The 17,465-nt window shown below is 61.4% G+C and carries 19 protein-coding genes and 1 tRNA gene; 6 read left to right on the top strand and 14 right to left on the bottom strand.

Annotation, left to right across the window (positions count from 1 at the left end):
• The 5 genes from ACH2DG_RS19970 to hscB all read right to left on the bottom strand — a co-directional run bounded on the left by ACH2DG_RS19970 (position 1) and on the right by hscB (position 3,861).
• Positions 1–75 (bottom strand) — tRNA-Val (locus tag ACH2DG_RS19970).
• Between the two features lie 59 nt (positions 76–134).
• A complete protein-coding gene (gene dnaQ / locus ACH2DG_RS19965) occupies positions 135–860 on the bottom strand; it encodes a DNA polymerase III subunit epsilon (protein ID WP_395028287.1) in 726 nt (241 codons plus the stop codon).
• 124 nt (positions 861–984) lie between these two features.
• The gene (fdx, locus tag ACH2DG_RS19960; protein WP_184711524.1) at positions 985–1,323 is read right to left on the bottom strand and encodes an ISC system 2Fe-2S type ferredoxin; all 339 of its coding nucleotides are present in this window, start codon (positions 1,321–1,323) and stop codon (positions 985–987) included.
• 20 nt (positions 1,324–1,343) lie between these two features.
• The gene (gene hscA, locus ACH2DG_RS19955; protein ID WP_395028286.1) at positions 1,344–3,206 is read right to left on the bottom strand and encodes a Fe-S protein assembly chaperone HscA; all 1,863 of its coding nucleotides are present in this window, start codon (positions 3,204–3,206) and stop codon (positions 1,344–1,346) included.
• Positions 3,207–3,342: 136 nt separating this feature from the next.
• The gene (hscB, locus tag ACH2DG_RS19950; RefSeq protein WP_224152426.1) at positions 3,343–3,861 is read right to left on the bottom strand and encodes a Fe-S protein assembly co-chaperone HscB; all 519 of its coding nucleotides are present in this window, start codon (positions 3,859–3,861) and stop codon (positions 3,343–3,345) included.
• Positions 3,862–3,940: 79 nt separating this feature from the next.
• Here hscB and ACH2DG_RS19945 point away from each other — a divergent pair, with 79 nt between their 5' ends.
• Entirely contained in the window at positions 3,941–4,087 is a 147-nt protein-coding gene (locus ACH2DG_RS19945; RefSeq protein WP_395028285.1) for a hypothetical protein, read from the top strand.
• Between the two features lie 4 nt (positions 4,088–4,091).
• On the opposite strand, the gene iscA is transcribed toward ACH2DG_RS19945, so the two are convergent.
• The 5 genes from iscA to uvrB form a co-directional block, all read right to left on the bottom strand.
• On the bottom strand, positions 4,092–4,415 hold the full coding sequence (gene iscA / locus ACH2DG_RS19940) for an iron-sulfur cluster assembly protein IscA (protein ID WP_224152425.1): 324 nt from the start codon (positions 4,413–4,415) through the stop codon (positions 4,092–4,094).
• A gap of 6 nt (positions 4,416–4,421) precedes the next feature.
• The gene (gene iscU / locus ACH2DG_RS19935; protein ID WP_395028283.1) at positions 4,422–4,820 is read right to left on the bottom strand and encodes a Fe-S cluster assembly scaffold IscU; all 399 of its coding nucleotides are present in this window, start codon (positions 4,818–4,820) and stop codon (positions 4,422–4,424) included.
• A gap of 39 nt (positions 4,821–4,859) precedes the next feature.
• A complete protein-coding gene (locus tag ACH2DG_RS19930; protein WP_395028282.1) occupies positions 4,860–6,080 on the bottom strand; it encodes an IscS subfamily cysteine desulfurase in 1,221 nt (406 codons plus the stop codon).
• Positions 6,081–6,231: 151 nt separating this feature from the next.
• Positions 6,232–6,777, bottom strand: coding sequence for a Fe-S cluster assembly transcriptional regulator IscR (iscR, locus tag ACH2DG_RS19925; protein ID WP_184711518.1), 546 nt, complete (start codon positions 6,775–6,777; stop codon positions 6,232–6,234).
• Between the two features lie 219 nt (positions 6,778–6,996).
• Entirely contained in the window at positions 6,997–9,090 is a 2,094-nt protein-coding gene (uvrB, locus tag ACH2DG_RS19920) for an excinuclease ABC subunit UvrB (RefSeq protein ID WP_395028281.1), read from the bottom strand.
• Between the two features lie 134 nt (positions 9,091–9,224).
• On the opposite strand from uvrB, the gene ACH2DG_RS19915 reads away from it, so the two are divergent.
• From ACH2DG_RS19915 to ACH2DG_RS19900, 4 genes are all read left to right on the top strand, one after another.
• Complete coding sequence (locus ACH2DG_RS19915) at positions 9,225–10,424, top strand: amino acid aminotransferase (RefSeq protein WP_395028279.1); 1,200 nt, start codon at positions 9,225–9,227, stop codon at positions 10,422–10,424.
• A gap of 287 nt (positions 10,425–10,711) precedes the next feature.
• Positions 10,712–10,960, top strand: coding sequence for a GlsB/YeaQ/YmgE family stress response membrane protein (locus ACH2DG_RS19910; protein ID WP_395028278.1), 249 nt, complete (start codon positions 10,712–10,714; stop codon positions 10,958–10,960).
• Positions 10,961–11,054: 94 nt separating this feature from the next.
• The gene (locus tag ACH2DG_RS19905) at positions 11,055–11,588 is read left to right on the top strand and encodes a hypothetical protein (protein ID WP_395028277.1); all 534 of its coding nucleotides are present in this window, start codon (positions 11,055–11,057) and stop codon (positions 11,586–11,588) included.
• Between the two features lie 57 nt (positions 11,589–11,645).
• Complete coding sequence (locus tag ACH2DG_RS19900; protein WP_395028275.1) at positions 11,646–12,248, top strand: isochorismatase family protein; 603 nt, start codon at positions 11,646–11,648, stop codon at positions 12,246–12,248.
• A 110-nt stretch (positions 12,249–12,358) separates the two neighbouring features.
• Here the strand turns inward: ACH2DG_RS19900 and ACH2DG_RS19895 are convergent, their stop codons facing one another.
• The 4 genes from ACH2DG_RS19895 to ACH2DG_RS19880 all read right to left on the bottom strand — a co-directional run bounded on the left by ACH2DG_RS19895 (position 12,359) and on the right by ACH2DG_RS19880 (position 16,607).
• Positions 12,359–12,997: a C40 family peptidase gene (locus tag ACH2DG_RS19895; RefSeq protein ID WP_395028274.1), complete on the bottom strand. Its 639-nt coding sequence runs from the start codon at positions 12,995–12,997 to the stop codon at positions 12,359–12,361.
• 315 nt (positions 12,998–13,312) lie between these two features.
• Positions 13,313–14,203: a LysR family transcriptional regulator gene (locus tag ACH2DG_RS19890; protein WP_395028273.1), complete on the bottom strand. Its 891-nt coding sequence runs from the start codon at positions 14,201–14,203 to the stop codon at positions 13,313–13,315.
• Between the two features lie 224 nt (positions 14,204–14,427).
• Positions 14,428–15,822, bottom strand: a complete 1,395-nt coding sequence (gene cycA / locus ACH2DG_RS19885; RefSeq protein WP_395028271.1) for a D-serine/D-alanine/glycine transporter — start codon at positions 15,820–15,822, stop codon at positions 14,428–14,430.
• 137 nt (positions 15,823–15,959) lie between these two features.
• Positions 15,960–16,607 (bottom strand): DUF6630 family protein, encoded by a 648-nt coding sequence (locus ACH2DG_RS19880; protein ID WP_395028269.1) that lies wholly within the window; start codon positions 16,605–16,607, stop codon positions 15,960–15,962.
• 181 nt (positions 16,608–16,788) lie between these two features.
• Between ACH2DG_RS19880 and ACH2DG_RS19875 the strand changes: the two genes are divergently transcribed.
• The coding region (locus ACH2DG_RS19875; protein ID WP_395028267.1) for an aldehyde dehydrogenase family protein at positions 16,789–17,465 on the top strand (677 nt) is incomplete at its 3' end.

The following is a 17,465-nucleotide window of genomic DNA, read 5'->3' as shown; positions in this document are numbered from 1 at the left end:
TGGTGGGTGATACATGGATCGAACATGTGACCCCTGCCGTGTGAAGGCAGTGCTCTACCGCTGAGCTAATCACCCCGCATGACGTTTCCGTCAAGACCGCTATTATGGCAGCAAATTGTTGCGCGCCAGATAAATCAGGCTATTTTTCGCCAAATTGTTTTGTCGCCGCTTGATTTGTCGATCTGCGCAAGCACTTCTTCGTGCGCGGCCAGTTCTGCGTCCGAAGGTACGATCACGGGCAGGTCGAAGTGGCTCAGATTCTGGCGTTGCACCACGATACCGGCCTTGCCGGTGGACGAACCGAGCGCACCGGGCGCAGCATCCATGGACAGCAGCTGCTCCTGCCCGCGCGTCATGTTGATATAGACGTCGGCCAGCAGTTCCGCATCCAGCAAGGCGCCGTGCAGGTCACGGCCCGAGTTGTCCACTTCTAGACGATCGCACAGGGCGTCGAGCGAGTTGCGCTTGCCGGGGAACAGCTCCTTGGCCATCACCAGGCTGTCGATCACACCACTGACCATGCTGGTCAGGCTGGGCATGCCCACGCGCTCGAACTCCTTGTTCAGAAAGCCCATGTCGAATGGCGCGTTGTGGATGATCAGCTCTGCGCCCTGCAGGTATTCCTGGATCTGCGCCGCCATTTCATGAAAGCGCGGTTTGTCGGCCAGAAACGCCGTCGTGATGCCGTGCACGCGCAGCGCGTCTTCGTGGCTTTCACGGTCGGGGTTGAAGTACAGGTGCAGGTTGTTGCCGCTGAGCTTGCGGTCTACCAGTTCCACGCAGCCCAGCTCGATCACGCGATCGCCTTCGGCGGCCGACAGGCCGGTGGTTTCCGTATCCAGAACAATTTGGCGAGCCATCCCTACATCCTCTCAATCATGTGCCCGTGCATGCTACCTCAGCCGCTGCGCCCTGCCCTTGTCTTTTCTCGCACCTGCGTGAAAGCGCCGGGCGGCACAGCCAGCATTTTGCCAACGCTGATGCTCAGTGGTTTTCTTTGGCGTGGTTGATCGAGTACTTGGGGATTTCCACCGTCAGGTCCTCGCGCGCCACGATGGCCTGGCACGAGAGGCGCGACTGCGGCTCCAGGCCCCAGGCCTTGTCCAGCAGGTCGTCCTCTTCCTCTTCCGAGGGCTCCATCGAATCGAAGCCCTTGCGCACGATGACGTGGCAGGTGGTGCAGGCGCGGCTCATGTCGCAGGCGTGTTCGATATTGATACCGTTTTCCAGCAGGGCTTCACAGATCGATGTGCCGGTAGGCGCCTTGATTTCAGCGCCATTGGGGCAGTATTCGGCGTGCGGGAGGATCTTGATAACTGGCATGGGGTCGTTTTCTCGTATTTTTAGATGGATTGCACGTTCTTGCCGGCAAGCGCCTGGCGAATGCCGCGGTTCATGCGCTCGGCGGCAAAGGTTTCGGTGCCCTTGCCAAGGGCTTCGCTGGCAGCCTCGATGGCTGCAGCGTTGTCGCCCGTCAAGGTGGCGCGCAGTGCGTTCATCAGCGCGTCAATCTGTTCGCGCTCTGCGTCGCTCAGCACGTCACCGTCAGCATCCAGCGCGCTTTGGGTGGCAATCAGCAGGCGGTCGCCGTCCACGCGCGCCTCCACCAGCGCGCGCGCCTGCATGTCGGCCTGCGCGGTGCTGAAGCTGTCCTGCAGCATGCGGGCGATCTGGTCGTCCGACAGGCCGTACGACGGCTTGACGTCGATCTGCGCCTGCACGCCACTCATCTGCTCCTGCGCGCTCACCGAGAGCAGGCCATCCGCATCGATGGTGAAGGTGACGCGGATGCGCGCGGCGCCCGCGGCCATTGGAGGGATGCCGCGCAGCTCAAAGCGCGCCAGGCTGCGGCAATCGGCCACCAGGTCGCGCTCGCCCTGCACCACGTGGATTGCCAATGCAGTCTGGCCGTCCTTGTAGGTGGTGAAATCCTGCGCGCGCGCCGTCGGAATGGTTTCGTTGCGGCTGACGATGCGCTCGACGAGGCCACCCATGGTTTCGATGCCCAGCGACAGCGGAATCACATCCAGCAGCAGCAGGTCGCCATTGGTGTCGTTGCCCGCCAACTGGTTGGCCTGGATCGATGCCCCCAGGGCCACGACTTCGTCGGGGTTGAGGTTGGTCAATGGCTCGCGGCCAAAATAGTCAGCCACGGCCTGGCGCACCTGCGGCATACGGGTGGAGCCGCCCACCATGACGACGCCCTGCACCTCGTCCTTGTCCAGTTGCGCATCGCGTAGCGCGCGGCGCACGGCGGTGAGTGTGCGGTCGGTCAAATGGCAGGTGGCTGCGTCAAAATCTGCACGATTCAGTTCAAACTGAATGTTGGTGCCCGTCAGCTGTGCGCTGAATGCTATCGATTCAGAAGCTGTCAATCCTTCCTTCGCTGCCTTGGCGGCCAGGCGCAGCACGGCCTTGTCCTGCGCACTCTGCGCCACGGCTCCGGTCTTGGCCAGCGCCCATTGGGCCAGCGCCGCATCGTAGTCATCACCGCCCAGAGCAGAATCACCGCCGGTGGCAATCACCTCGAACACGCCGCGTGCCAGGCGCAGGATGGAGATGTCGAACGTGCCGCCGCCCAGGTCGTAGACGGCGTAGATGCCCTCTGCCGCATTGTCGAGCCCATAGGCAATGGCAGCGGCCGTGGGTTCATTGATGAGGCGCAGCAGCTTGATGCCAGCCAGCTGCGCAGCATCCTTGGTGGCCTGGCGCTGCGCATCGTCAAAATACGCGGGCACGGTGATGACGGCGCCATACAGGTCGTTGTCAAAAGTGTCTTCGGCACGGTAGCGCAAGGTGGCGAGGATCTCGGCACTGATCTCCACTGGCGACTTGCGGCCCGCCACGGTCTCGATCGCCACCATGCCGGCATCTTCGGGCTGCACCAATTGGTACGGCAGTTGCTCGGGGTGCTGAACATCGGCCAAGGTACGGCCCATCAACCGTTTGGCCGATGCAATGGTATTGGCGGCGTCCAGGCCCGGCGCAGTGAGAGCCGCGTAGCCAATGTCGCGCTTGCCGCCCGCATGGTAGTGCACGACGGACGGCAGCAGCACGCGGCCATCGTCATCGGGCAGGCATTCGGCTACGCCGTTGCGCACAGCGGCCACCAGCGAATGCGTGGTGCCCAGGTCAATGCCCACGGCAATTCGGCGTTGGTGCGGATCGGGTGACTGGCCGGGTTCGGAAATTTGAAGCAATGCCATGGATGCTATTCTTTTATGAGTTCTATCGCTTGCAGGATGGGCGCTGGCGATCTGCTTCATGCAAACCACTGCCAAGCAGCGCCCCAGTGCCGCAGGCAGTGCCAGCGGCTGGGTCCCGCAAGTCGCGGTACAGGGCTTATTGTCCCAGTTGCTCGCGGCGGCGGTCGATGTCGGCGCTAAATCGCGCAACAAACATGAGGGCTCTCACCTGCTGGGCCGCTTCTGCGTAGTTGCGCTCGGCATCAAGCAGTTGCTCGCAGCGCGCGAGCATGGTTCGGCGCGAAGCCTGCACTTCGTCCTCCAGCGCGTCAACTGCGGCGGCGCTCTGTGCATCTTCGAGGGCCTCACGCCACTCCATCTGCTGCATCAGGAACGCGGCAGGCATGGCCGTGTTGTCTTCGGCACGAATGGGCGCGCCATGCAGTTCGCACAAATAGGCTGCGCGCTTGAGCGGGTCCTTGAGGCGCTGGTAGGCCTCGTTGATGCGCACCGACCATTGCATGGCCACACGCTGCGCCGCCGCACCCTGGGCCGCAAACCGGTCGGGGTGCGCCTCTTTCTGCAGCAGCTTCCAACGCTCGGCCAGTTGGCCTGCGTCTTGCGCAAACTGCTCGGCCACGCCGAACAGCTCAAAATCATTGGATTGCAGGTTCATCGTTCTTCAAGTCGCCTCGGCTCGCCCGCCACACCCGGCAGCCTTTTCGCCAACAAAATCGCCATTGTCCTCGCGCGGCATGGCGTTAAAAAACCGCCTGGCGGTGTGCGAAGGCGGTTGGTTGCCAATCATCAAAAAAAGAGCTGATTGTGGCCTGCCACCTCATTTTCAAACAATTTATTGCCTGAAAACCATGGCTGAAAAGCGCCTGCAGCTCTCTTTTTAATAGCTTATACGCGAAAACTCTCGCCGCAGCCGCAACGGTCACGCTCGTTGGGATTGTGGAACTTGAAGCCTTCGTTCAGGCCTTCGCGCACAAAATCCAGCTCGGTGCCGTCGATATAAGCCATGCTCTTGGGGTCGACCAGTATCTTGACGCCGTGTTCCTCGAACACCACGTCTTCGGGCGCGGCCTCGTCCACATATTCCAGCTTGTAGGCCAGGCCCGAGCAGCCAGTGGTCTTGACGCCCAGGCGCACACCCACACCCTTGCCGCGGCGCGACAGGTAGCGGGTGATGTGGCGCGCGGCCGATTCAGAAAGCGTGACAGCCATTGGTGCTTACGCCTCCACCTTGGCGGCGTGCTTGGCCTTGTAATCGCTCACGGCGGCCTTGATCGCGTCTTCTGCCAGGATGGAGCAGTGGATCTTGACGGGGGGCAATGCCAGCTCTTCAGCGATCTGCGCGTTCTTGAGCGCAGCGGCTTCGTCCAGCGTCTTGCCCTTGACCCATTCGGTCACCAGCGACGACGAGGCGATGGCCGAGCCACAGCCGTAGGTCTTGAAGCGTGCGTCTTCGATCACGCCGGTTTCGGCATTGACCTTGATCTGCAGCTTCATCACGTCGCCGCAAGCGGGCGCGCCCACCATGCCGGTACCAACGGATTCGTCACCCTTGTCGAAAGAGCCCACATTGCGGGGGTTTTCGTAGTGGTCGATGACCTTGTCGGAATATGCCATTTTGGATACCTCTTTACTGTTGCTTCGTGGTGCCGGGGCTCAGTGAGCAGCCCACTGGATGGTGCTCAGATCGACACCGTCCTTGTACATTTCCCACAGGGGACTCAGCTCGCGCAGCTTGGCGACGTTTTCGCGGATCGACTGCACGGCGTAATCGATATCGGCCTCGGTCGTGAAACGGCCGAAGGTCATGCGCAGGCTGCTGTGGGCCAGCTCGTCGCTGCGGCCCAGGGCGCGCAGCACATAGCTGGGCTCCAGGCTGGCCGAGGTGCATGCCGAGCCGGACGACACCGCTAGGCCCTTGATGCCCATGATCAGCGATTCACCTTCCACGTAGTTGAAGCTGATGTTCAGGTTGTGCGGCACGCGGTGTTCCAGGTCGCCATTGATGAAGACCTGCTCGATGTCCTTCAAGCCATCGATCATGCGTTGCTGCAGTGCCTTGGCGTGGGCGTAGTCCTTGACCATTTCTTCCTGTGCCAGGCGGTAGGCCTCGCCCATGCCCACGATCTGGTGCGTAGCCAGGGTGCCCGAACGCATGCCGCGCTCGTGGCCGCCACCGTGGATCTGCGCTTCCAGGCGCACGCGTGGCTTGCGGCGCACGTACAGCGCACCGATGCCCTTGGGGCCATAGGTCTTGTGCGAAGCCAGGCTCATCAGATCGATCTTGAGCTTGGTGACGTCGATTTCCACCTTGCCCGTGGCCTGCGCTGCATCCACGTGGAAGATGATGCCCTTTTCGCGGCAGATGTCGCCAATCGTCTCGATGTCCTGGATCACGCCGGTTTCATTGTTGACGAACATGACGCTCACCAGGATGGTGTCGGGACGGATGGCGGCCTTGAAGACGTCCAGATCGACCAGACCGTTTTCCAGCACGTCCAGATACGTGACTTCAAAACCCTCACGCTCCAGGGCGCGCATGGTGTCCAGCACGGCCTTGTGCTCGGTCTTGACCGTGATCAAGTGCTTGCCCTTGCCCTTGTAGAACTGGGCGGCGCCCTTGATGGCCAGATTGTCCGACTCGGTGGCGCCGCTGGTCCAGATGATTTCACGCGGATCGGCGTGGATCAGATCGGCCACTTGCTTGCGCGCCTTCTCCACCGCCTCTTCCGCGGTCCAGCCCCAGGCATGGCTGCGCGAGGCCGGGTTGCCGAAATTCTCCGACAGCCAGGGAATCATGGCTTCGACCACACGGGGGTCCACCGGCGTGGTGGCGCCGTAGTCAAGGTAAATGGGGAAATGTGGGGTCATGTCCATATCTGGCTTCTCAGGCATGTGCGGGCGAGGCACACGCAAAATCACAAAACACGTTGTGCTTACAGCACAGGCAGATGCCACGTACAGGCGCACCCACCCTGCCCGGCGCTCCGCATGCCCCGGGCTGCGGCGCCAGGCGCCGCATCAAACCTTAGGATTTGGCAAATGCATTGCCTACGTTGCCGAGTGCAAACACCGAGTTCGGCGCGGTCACGCGGATAGGCTTGACCACCGGCGTGGTCGAAATGGCGCGGCGCACCACGGGCTTGTCTTCGATCTGAATGCCCTTGGCGAGCTGATCGTCCACCAGCTTTTGCAGCGTGACGGAATCAAGAAACTCCACCATACGCTGGTTCAGCGAAGCCCACAGCTCGTGCGTCATGCAACGACCTGCTTCGCCCATGCAGTTTTCCTTGCCACCGCATTGGGTGGCATCAATGGGCTCGTCCACCGACACGATGATGTCCGCGACTGTGATTTCGGCAGCCTTGCGGGCCAGCGTGTATCCACCGCCCGGGCCACGCGTGGATTCCACCAGTTCGTGGCGGCGCAGCTTGCCAAACAGCTGCTCCAGATAAGACAGCGAGATTTGCTGACGCTGGCTGATGGCAGCCAGGGTAACTGGACCATTGTTCTGGCGCAAAGCCAGATCAATCATGGCAGTAACAGCAAATCGGCCCTTGGTCGTGAGACGCATAATCGTTCCTTAGAGGTCAGGCTTGATAACCATAGACATCCGAAGCAAGCAAGCCACCCGCATCGGCTTCGTCATAGCCCGTCGCTCTACCCTGTTGCCAGGGCAGGTCCCGTTCATCGAAAGGCTTTATTCTTGTTGTTGAGTAATTTGTGTCAGTATAGCACAATGCCCCATAAATTCGCTCGGGTAAGCAAAGATTACTGACACAACCAGTTGCCACTAGGCGCTGCGGGTATTCCCTGCCTCTGGAGAGGACCCGCCAAAAGCCCTTTGTTTGAGTAAGGTCAATTGATCGCGGGCCTGGGCCGCAGCCTCGAATTCGAGATTGCGGGCGGCTTCCATCATTTCCTTTTCCAGCCGCTTGATTTCCTTGGAAATATCGCGCTCGGACATTTCCTCGACCTGCGCCTTCTGCAAGGCTACCTTTTCGGCCCGCTCAAACTCCTCGCTGGCCTTGGTGCTGTAGACGCCGTCAATCAGGTCGCGCACCTGCTTGACAATGCTCCTGGGCACAATGCCATGGGCTTCGTTGAAGGCCATCTGCTTGGCCCGGCGACGCGAGGTTTCGTCCATCGCCTTCTTCATCGAATCGGTGATCCGGTCGGCATACAGGATGGCCTTGCCGTGCATATTGCGCGCCGCCCGGCCAATGGTCTGGATCAGGCTGCGCTCGGCGCGCAGAAAACCTTCCTTGTCGGCATCCAGAATGGCGACCAGGGATACTTCCGGAATATCCAGGCCTTCACGCAGCAGGTTGATGCCTACCAGCACGTCAAACGCGCCCAGGCGCAAGTCGCGGATGATTTCCACCCGCTCGACCGTATCCACATCGGAGTGCAGGTACCGCACCTTCACGCCGTTGTCCGTCAGATACTCCGTCAGCTGTTCGGCCATGCGCTTGGTCAGGGTCGTGATCAGCACCCGCTCGTTCGCGTTGACGCGGGCATGGATCTCCTGCAGCACGTCGTCCACCTGGTGGGTTGCGGGGCGCACTTCCACCTCGGGGTCGACCAGACCGGTGGGCCGCACCACCTGCTCCACCACCTTGCCGGCGTGCTGCTTCTCATAGTCGGCCGGCGTGGCCGATACAAACACCACCTGGCGCATGCGCTGCTCGAACTCCACGAACTTGAGCGGCCGGTTGTCCAGCGCGCTGGGCAGGCGAAAGCCGTACTCGACCAAGGTGGTCTTGCGCGCCTTGTCGCCGTTGTACATGGCGTTGAGCTGGCCGATCATCTGGTGGCTCTCGTCCAGGAACAGGAGCGCATCCTTGGGCATGTAGTCGGTCATCGTGGGCGGCGGATCGCCCGGCATGGCCCCGGAGAGGTGGCGCGAGTAGTTCTCGATGCCCTTGCAGTGCCCCACCTCGCTCAGCATCTCCAGATCGAAGCGCGTGCGCTGCTCCAGGCGCTGCGCCTCCACCAGCTTGCCTTCGCCCACCAGTTGCTTCAATCGCCCGGCCAGCTCCTCCTTGATGGTTTCGACGGCCGCCAGCACCTGGTCGCGCGGCGTCACATAGTGGCTGCTGGGGTAGATGGTAAAGCGCGGCACCTTCTGCCGTACCCGGCCCGTGAGGGGGTCGAACAGCTGGATGCTTTCGACCTCATCATCGAACAGCTCGATGCGCACGGCCAGTTCGCTGTGCTCCGACGGAAACACATCGATGGTGTCGCCACGCACACGGAACGACCCGCGCGAGAAATCCATGTCGTTGCGCTTGTACTGCATGCGCACCAACTGCGCAATCGTGTCGCGCTGGTTGATCTCGTCGCCCACGCGCAGGATGAAGCGCATCTTGGTGTACGACTCGGGCGAGCCGATACCGTAGATGGCAGAGACCGTGGCCACCACGATGGTGTCGCGGCGCTCCAGCACGCTCTTGGTGGCCGACAGCCGCATCTGCTCGATGTGCTCATTGATCGCGCTGTCCTTTTCGATGAAAAGATCGCGCTGCGGCACATAGGCCTCGGGCTGGTAGTAATCGTAGTAGCTGACGAAATATTCCACCGCGTTCTTCGGGAAGAACTCGCGGAACTCGCTGTACAGCTGCGCGGCCAGCGTCTTGTTGGGCGCAAACACGATGGCGGGCCGCCCCGTGCGGGCGATGACATTGGCCATGGTGAAGGTTTTGCCCGAGCCGGTCACGCCCAGCAAGGTCTGGAACGCTTCGCCATCCTCAATGCCCTCCACCAGGCCATCGATGGCCGCCGGCTGGTCGCCTGCGGGCGGATACGGCTGGAACAGCTCGAACGGAGAGCCTGGATATTGAACAAACTGGCCCTGACGGGCTGCCTCGGTAGTGACTTCGTGCATAGGTCGGGTATGCCACGCGCGAGCGGGCATCGCTAGAATACGGGGGTTAACCCCGGAGCGTACGGCAATTTCTTGAAACGAGATTCTTGCATCTTGGGGCGAAACGCCAGATTTCTACCTTCTTAGGACTCCTCATGTCTCTTTTTTCTTCCGTCGAAATGGCCCCCCGCGACCCTATCCTGGGTCTGAACGAACAATTCGCAGCTGACACCAACCCGAGCAAGGTGAACCTGGGCGTGGGCGTGTATTTCGACGACAACGGCAAGCTGCCGCTGCTGCAATGCGTGCAAGCCGCCGAAAAGGCCATGATGGACAAGCCCACGCCGCGTGGCTACCTGCCCATTGACGGTATCGCCGCTTATGACAGCGCTGTCAAGGGCCTGGTGTTCGGCGCCGATTCCGAAGTCGTCAAATCCGGCCGTGTTGCCACCGTGCAGGCCGTTGGCGGCACCGGCGGCCTGAAGATCGGTGCCGACTTCCTGAAAAAGCTCAGCCCCAACGCCAAGGTGCTGATCTCCGACCCCAGCTGGGAAAACCACCGCGCCATCTTCACCAATGCTGGCTTTGAAGTGGGCAGCTATCGCTACTACGATGCCGCCACCCGCTCGGTCAACTTCGACGGCATGCTGGCCGACCTGAACGCCGCAGCGCCCGGCACCATCGTGGTGCTGCACGCCTGCTGCCACAACCCCACCGGCTACGACATCACTGCCGCCCAGTGGGACCAGGTGATCGCCGCCGTCAAGGCCAAGAACCTGACCCCCTTCCTGGACATGGCCTACCAGGGCTTTGGCCACGGCATCAAGGAAGACGGCGCAGCCATCGACAAGTTCATCGCCGCTGGCCTCACCATCTTCGTGTCTACCTCGTTCTCCAAGAGCTTCAGCCTGTACGGTGAGCGCGTGGGCGCCCTGTCGGTGGTCTGCACCGACAAGGAAGAAGCCGCCCGCGTGCTGAGCCAGCTCAAGGTCGTCATCCGCACCAACTACTCCAACCCACCTACCCACGGTGGTGCCGTGGTGGCCGCAGTGCTGAACAACCCCGAGCTGCGTGCGCTGTGGGAAAAGGAACTGGGCGAGATGCGCGTGCGCATCAAGGCCATGCGCCAGAAGCTGGTGGACGGCCTCAAGGCTGCCGGCGTGAAGCAGGACATGTCCTTCATCACCACGCAGATCGGCATGTTCAGCTACTCCGGCCTGTCCAAGGACCAGATGGTGCGCCTGCGCAACGAATTCGGCGTGTATGGCACCGACACCGGCCGCATGTGCGTGGCTGCACTCAACAGCAAGAACATCGACTACGTCTGCGCCTCGGTCGCCAAGGTCATGGCCTGATACTGCACCGGCCGGCAGCTCGCATGGAACTGTAGCTGCCCCCGAATGCAAACTCTGCCCCGCAGCCTGCGGGGCATTTTTTTGCCCCAGAAGCCACCACCCCGGGATTACCATGACTCGCGGCGCCTGGCTCCCGGCGGGTTTGCAGCTGTTTGCAATTGGCTGCATGTTTTTAAACGTGTCCTACAAAACAGGCTACATTCTGTCGCTACGCTCGGTACACGCTGGGCCGTTGGTCTGCGCTGGTCGCTCAATCTCTTTTCACATGGCTTTTAGGAGGAACTTGCATGTCAATCATTGGAACCATTTTTGTCGGCCTGATCGTCGGCTTGCTTGCGCGGGCCCTCAAACCGGGCGATGACAAGATGGGCTGGATCATGACCATCCTCCTGGGCATAGCCGGCTCTCTGCTTGCCAGCTATGCCGGTGTCGCCATGGGCTGGTACCAGGAAGGCCAGGCGGCGGGCTGGATTGCCTCCATCGTTGGCGCCGTGATCCTGCTGTTCATCTACGGCCTGGTGCGCAAGAAGGCTTGACCGCAGACCTGCCCACCCATCGCCAGACAAGGCTGCCATGCGCCTGCCGCGCGGGCAGCCTTGTTTTTTCCCAGCACTGCCTCACCTCCTTGCCATGAAATTCGCCCGCAAGCCTCGCCCCCCATCTGCATTGCAGCTCGCCATGGACACCGGCAACCCGGCATTGATCGAAGCCGTGGAGCAATCGCGCAAGCTGCTGCACCGCAAGGCCCTGACGGCGGCGCTGGCCAGCGCAACGCCGATTCCGGGGCTGGACATGGCGGTGGATGCCGCCCTGCTCTCGCGGCTGATTCCGCAGATCAGCACGAACTTCGGCCTCAGCGACGACCAGATCGCCCGCCTCTCACCCGCCAAGCGCGACAAGGTGCAGAACACCGTCAACATGCTGGGCGGGGTGCTCATCGGCAAGCTCATCACCAAGGATGTCATCCTGCGTGCCGCCAAGGCGCTGGGCATGCGGCTGACTGCGCAGCAGGCCAGCAAATATGTGCCCATTGCAGGCCAGGCCGTCGCAGCAGCGCTGGGCTATGCGACACTACGTTACCTGGGCGAACAGCACCTGCGCGACTGCGTGCGGGTGGCGCACGAGGCGGGCATTGTCCTGCCCATCGGTTACGCCCGTGATTAACCCGTGTTTTTCGCCCCAGACGCCTGCCACGCTGGCACCTGGGGCCATTCCATTCCTATGCTTCTAGATTTCGAAGAATCCCAACTCGTCCTGGTGGACTACCAGGAAAAGCTGATGCCCGCCATTTTTGAAGGCGGGCAGGCCCTGCGCAACGCCACCACGCTGGCCCGCATCGCCCAACTGCTGCAGGTGCCCGTGTTCGGCACCGAGCAAAACCCCAGCAAGCTCGGCCCCAATGCCGAGGAACTGCGCGCACTGTGCAACAAGACGCTGTCCAAGATGTTCTTCAGCGCCGTGCCCGAGGGCCTCAACGAATGGCTGCGCCCACCAGCCAAGCCGCAAGGCGGCAATGCCCGCAGCCTGCCCAAGCACCTGCAAAAGCCCCAGCAGCAAGCCCCCGAGCGCAACAGCATCGTCATTGCCGGCTGCGAAGCACATGTCTGCCTGCTGCAGACTGCGCTGGAGCTGCTGGAAGATGAGTTTGAGGTCTGGGTCGTCACCGACGCCTGCAGCAGCCGCACCGAGCGCAACCGCGATGCCGCCTTCGACCGCCTCGCAGGCGCCGGCGCCGAACTGGTGACCACCGAAATGGTGGCCTTCGAGTGGCTGCGCAGCTGCGAGCACGAAGACTTCCGCGAAGTGCTGCAGTGGATCAAATGATCGGCTAGAAAGTACTTGAAGTCAGCGCGCTACTGCATTGAAAACAAAAAGCTTCCTAAAGGGAAGCTTTTTTGCTTGTGTGAACCGGCGACATGCTCGCCATCCAGAATTCAGTTGCCGCGCATGCCCGCTTTGGTGATGACCTTGCTGATCATGTCCTGCGCATCGGCACCATCGAGGTTCACCTGCTGCATCAGCTTGCTGCGGGCGTCTTCGCTCAGTTCCACGCGGCGCGCGCCATCGAAGCGCTTTTCCCAGTAGGCGATGTTCATGCTCTCCACGCGCACGGTGCTGCCGGTGCGGGGCGAATGGATGAACTTGCCGTCGCCCATATAGATGCCTACATGGCTAAAGGCGCGGCGCATGGTGTTGAAGAACACCAGATCACCGGGTTTGAGGTCTGCCTTGGCAATCTGCTCGGTGGCAGCGGCCTGCTCTTCGGCACGGCGGGGCAAAATCTTGCCCCAGCTCTCTGCAAACACCGCACGGACAAGGCCACTGCAGTCCAGCCCGGTTTCCGCACTGTTGCCGCCACGGCGGTACGGCACGCCAATCAGGTTGAGCGCGTTGCTGATGAGGACGGTGGCTTGGTCCTTGACCTGGTGGTGCACATCATCAAGCTTGGCCAGGCTGCTCTGGCCGATGCCGAGCAGCAGATCCAGATCGGATGGCTTTTTGTCGCTATCGGGCGCAGCATGGGCACTTGCCGCCGCGGCCACGATGAGGGTGCAGATCCATTTCGAAGACATAGCGGGCGACTTTAGCACGGAATATTTTGGAAGCAATTCACAAAAATGTAACCAATTACGAATCAGCTACTGCGTATATACCCTAGGGCAACATATTCCTTGCCATATATTGTTGCAGATCAAACCACACGAGGTATTCGATCCAGAGGCATGTTTTGATTGAAATTTTGTCAATTTGACTATTATTTCATCATTTTATAAATTTGTTTCCATTCGCAACTACGGTTGCAATTGACGCGCCGCAACATTCTTGTAACGCAGCCCCGCTCGGGAATAACTCTGAGCAGCGGCAAATGCATGCACGATGGGTCTGCCTCAGCACACCAGCAGCGCCTGCTGCTCCTGCACAGTGGCCTGCAAAAAGCGCCACACCACCTGGATGCCGGGCACCTGGCGCAGCTCTGGCGGCATGGACATCCAGAAGGTGCGCGTGAACTGCGCCTGCTCGGGCAGCACACGCTGCAGGAGCGGGTCCTTGTCCGCCAGAAAGCCGGGAAGCACGCCCAGCCCGGCCCCGGTGCGTACCGCCGTGTATTGCGCAAGAATGCTGGTGCTGCGAAAACTGAATCGCTGCTGCGATGTCAAGGTGTCCAGAAACTGCAGCTCCTTGGTGAAGAGCTGGTCATCGACATAGTGCACAAAGCGGTGCGCAGCCAGATCGTCGGTCGAGGTGATCAGCGCGTGGCGCGCCAGGTACTCGCGCTGTCCATACAGGTAGAGGCGGTACTCGGTCAACCGGCTGGTGACCACCGTGTCTCGGATCGGTCGCTCCAGCGAGATGACGATGTCCGCCTCGCGCCGCGACAGCTGCAGCATGCGCGGCACGGCCAGCAGGTCGATGGTGAGCAGCGGATAGCGCTGGGCCAGCACCGCCAGATGCTTGGCGAGGATCTGGGTGCCAAAGCCTTCGGTCACGCCGATGCGCACCACCCCACTCGGGGTTTCGGTGCTCTGGCTTGCAGCCACGGGCGCAATGCCGCGGGCGATCTGGTCCATGGCTTCAGCCCGCGGCTGGAGCTGGCGGCCGGCATCAGTCAGCCTGTAGCCGCTGCCTTCGCGGGTGAACAAGGTGGCACCCAGCTGCTTTTCGAGGGCCTGGATGCGGCGGGCAACAGTGGTGTGCTCCACGCCCAGCGCCTTGGCGGCCCCCACCAGGGTGCCTGCCTGCACCAGCGCGCCAAAGTAGCGCAAATGGTCCCAATCCATGCGTATGCCTCCGTACCAATCGATGCACAGCATTATTGTGCAAAGCTGCAGAGACGAAGGCGTCTATTCAATTACTATCAAAACAATAGCTACGCGCACCCTACGCATAAGTGCCAGGAATCAAAAATGCTCCCGTGAAAAAACAACAGGCAGCCACGCTGCCCGTTGTTTCCTTGCCTGCCCCCGCAGTATCCGGCGGGTGGATTGCCAGGTCATCGAACCATTTATTGCCTGCGCGTCCGCAGCCACGCATAGGCGCCGCCCAGCAGCACAAACCACAGCGGCGTCGCAACCAGCGCCTGGCGGGTGTCGGCTTCCAAGGTCAGCAGCACCACAATACCGGCAAAAAAGGCCAGGCACAGCCAGCACATGGCCACGCCGCCGGGCATCTTGTAGTGCGATTGCTGGTGCAGATCGGGCCGATGCTTGCGGTAGCTGATATAGGACAGCAGAATCAACGACCAGACAAACATGAAGAGAATGGCCGACACCGTGGTCACCAGGGTGAAGGCTTCGACCAGATTGGGCACCACCCACATCAGGAAGGCACCGCCCAGCAGGCAGATGCAGGAGAACACCAGCCCGCGCGATGGCACGCTGCTGGCCGACAGAATGCCGAAAGCGCGCGGCGCGTCGCCCTTGAGCGCCAGGCCATAGAGCATGCGGCTGGTGGAAAAGACACCGCTGTTGGCCGACGATGCTGCCGATGTGAGCACCACGAAATTGATCACGCTCGCAGCAGCGGGCAGGCCCGCCAGCACGAACAGTTCCACAAACGGGCTCTTGCTGGGCACCACATCGCGCCAGGGCGTCACCGCCATGATGGCGATCAGCGCGCAGACATAGAAGACGATGATGCGCACGGGAATCGAGTTGATCGCGCGCGGCAGCGTGCGGTGCGGGTCCTTGGCCTCGGCAGCCGTGGTGCCCACCAGTTCAATGCCCACAAAGGCAAACACGGCGATCTGGAAGCCCGCGAAGAAGCCCATGGCGCCATGCGGAAACATGCCGCCGTCATTCCACAGGTTGGCAAAGCTCGCCGTGCGGCCTGCGGGCGAGGTAAAGCCATGCAGCACCATATAGAGGCCCGTTCCCACCAGGGTGACGATGGCCACGATCTTGATCATTGCAAACCAGAACTCCACCTCGCCAAAGAGCTTGACCGTGAGCAGGTTGAGCGACAGCAGCACTGCCACGCAGGCAATGGCCGGTGCCCATTGCGGCAGATCGGGCCACCAGAACTGGGCATAGGCAGAAATGGCAATCACGTCGGCAATCCCGGTGATCACCCAGCAGAACCAGTACGTCCAGCCGGTGAAAAAGCCCGCCCAGGGGCCCAGCAGATCGTCCGAGAAATCGATGAAGCTCTTGTACTGCAGGTTTGACAGCAGCAACTCGCCCATGCCGCGCATCACAAAGAACAGCATCACGCCGATGATGGCGTACACAAACACGATGGAGGGCCCCGCCAGGCTGATCGTCTTGCCGGAGCCCATGAACAGGCCGGTGCCGATGGCGCCGCCAATGGCGATCAGCTGGATATGGCGGTTGCTGAGATTGCGCTGGAGGTCGTCGGCACCCACGTGCCCCGATTGCTCCGCCGGGGCCTGTTTGCTCATAGAAAAGCTCGGTGCAGTGCGTTGGCGAGAAAAATTGCGCGGCATAAGCCCAGAAGCTTCCGAGCCCGCCGCGAGGGTGCGCAAGGATAATGCAGGGGTTTGCCCTGAGAGGCCTGCATGGTTATTTTGCTGCGCAACTAATTGGCCAGGTCTACCACCTTGCTACCCACGCGCTGCGCCAAGGCCTGCAGCGGCGCGACGGCGCCGGTCTCCAGCACAGACAACGGATAGCTGTCGCTTTGGATATCGAAAGAGACAAGGCTCAGGCCCCGCGTGCGCAGATAGTCCCCCACCTCCAGCAAGGCATCGTGGCTCAATGCCTTGCTCGCCGCCAAGGGCTCCAGTGGCACCGCTTGCTGCTGCACGGTCTTGAGTGCCCGCAAGGCCCAGATGGCGTCGCCCATGTCCAGCTTCCAGTCCAGCTCAAAGTTCTGGTCCCTGCGCTGCAGGCCGTCCACCAGAGCCAGCCATGGCGTGACATGCTCGGGGGCGTGAATGCCGCGGTTGGGCAGGTCATCGGCAAAACGGTTGTAGTACTGCTGCGGCTGAGTCAGCGCCTGATGAACTTCGTCCCATAACCCGTCAACATCGTCAGGAGCCAGTGCCTCACCCACGGCGGTGCACAGGGCCTGCCAATCTTCGCTTGTTGCAGCAGGAGGCGCAGGCGCTGCCGATGCAGCTTGCCCTCCCCCCGTAGTGGCCTTGCCACCCATCAACCGCCCTAACCAATCAAACCAACCCATCGCAGCCTCCTTCATGGACTGATAGCGATCAGTATGCACCATGGCCCATTCTTGCCATCAAAGTGCCCATGCTGCGCCCATGTGCAGCGCTGCACAGACCATGTGCACCTTGCGCTCTTGTCTGGGCGAATGCGCACATCTACCATGTGCGGTAACGGTGTGCTGCCTGGCTGCATCCACCGCTGTCACGACCCAAGATGTTCAAGAGACCCAGGAGACAAACATGAACGCACCGCAATCCACCGGCACGCTGGCGCCCACCGTCAAGCTGCTCATCAACGGCCAGATGGTCGAATCCAAAACCACCCAATGGCGTGATGTGGTCAACCCTGCCACGCAGCAGGTGCTGGCGCGCGTGCCCTTTGCCACGCCCGATGAAGTGAATGCCGCCGTGGCCAACGCCAAGGAAGCGTTCAAAACCTGGCGTAAGACGCCGATCGGCACCCGCGCCCGCATCTTTTTGAAACTGCAGCAGCTGATCCGCGAAAACATGAAGGAGCTGGCCGCCATTCTGACGGCCGAACAGGGCAAGACGCTGCCGGACGCCGAGGGCGATGTCTTCCGCGGACTGGAAGTGGTGGAGCATGCCGCCAACATTGGCAACCTGCAGCTGGGCGAGCTGGCCAACAACGTGGCCAATGGGGTCGATACCTACTCGCTGCTGCAGCCGCTGGGCGTGTGCGCAGGTATCACGCCATTCAATTTCCCCGCCATGATTCCGTTGTGGATGTTCCCCATGGCCATTGCCACGGGCAACACCTTCGTGCTCAAGCCTTCGGAGCAGGACCCGATGGTCACCATGCGCCTGTGCGAGCTGGCGCTGGAAGCGGGCGTGCCACCCGGCGTGCTCAACGTCATCCACGGCGGCGAGGACGTGGTCAACGCCATCTGCGACCACCC

The organism is Comamonas odontotermitis, from assembly GCF_040396735.1.
Taxonomy (GTDB): domain Bacteria; phylum Pseudomonadota; class Gammaproteobacteria; order Burkholderiales; family Burkholderiaceae_C; genus Comamonas; species Comamonas odontotermitis_C.
The sequence above is the reverse complement of the archived record's forward strand: the minus strand, read 5'-3'. Positions and strand labels throughout refer to the sequence as shown.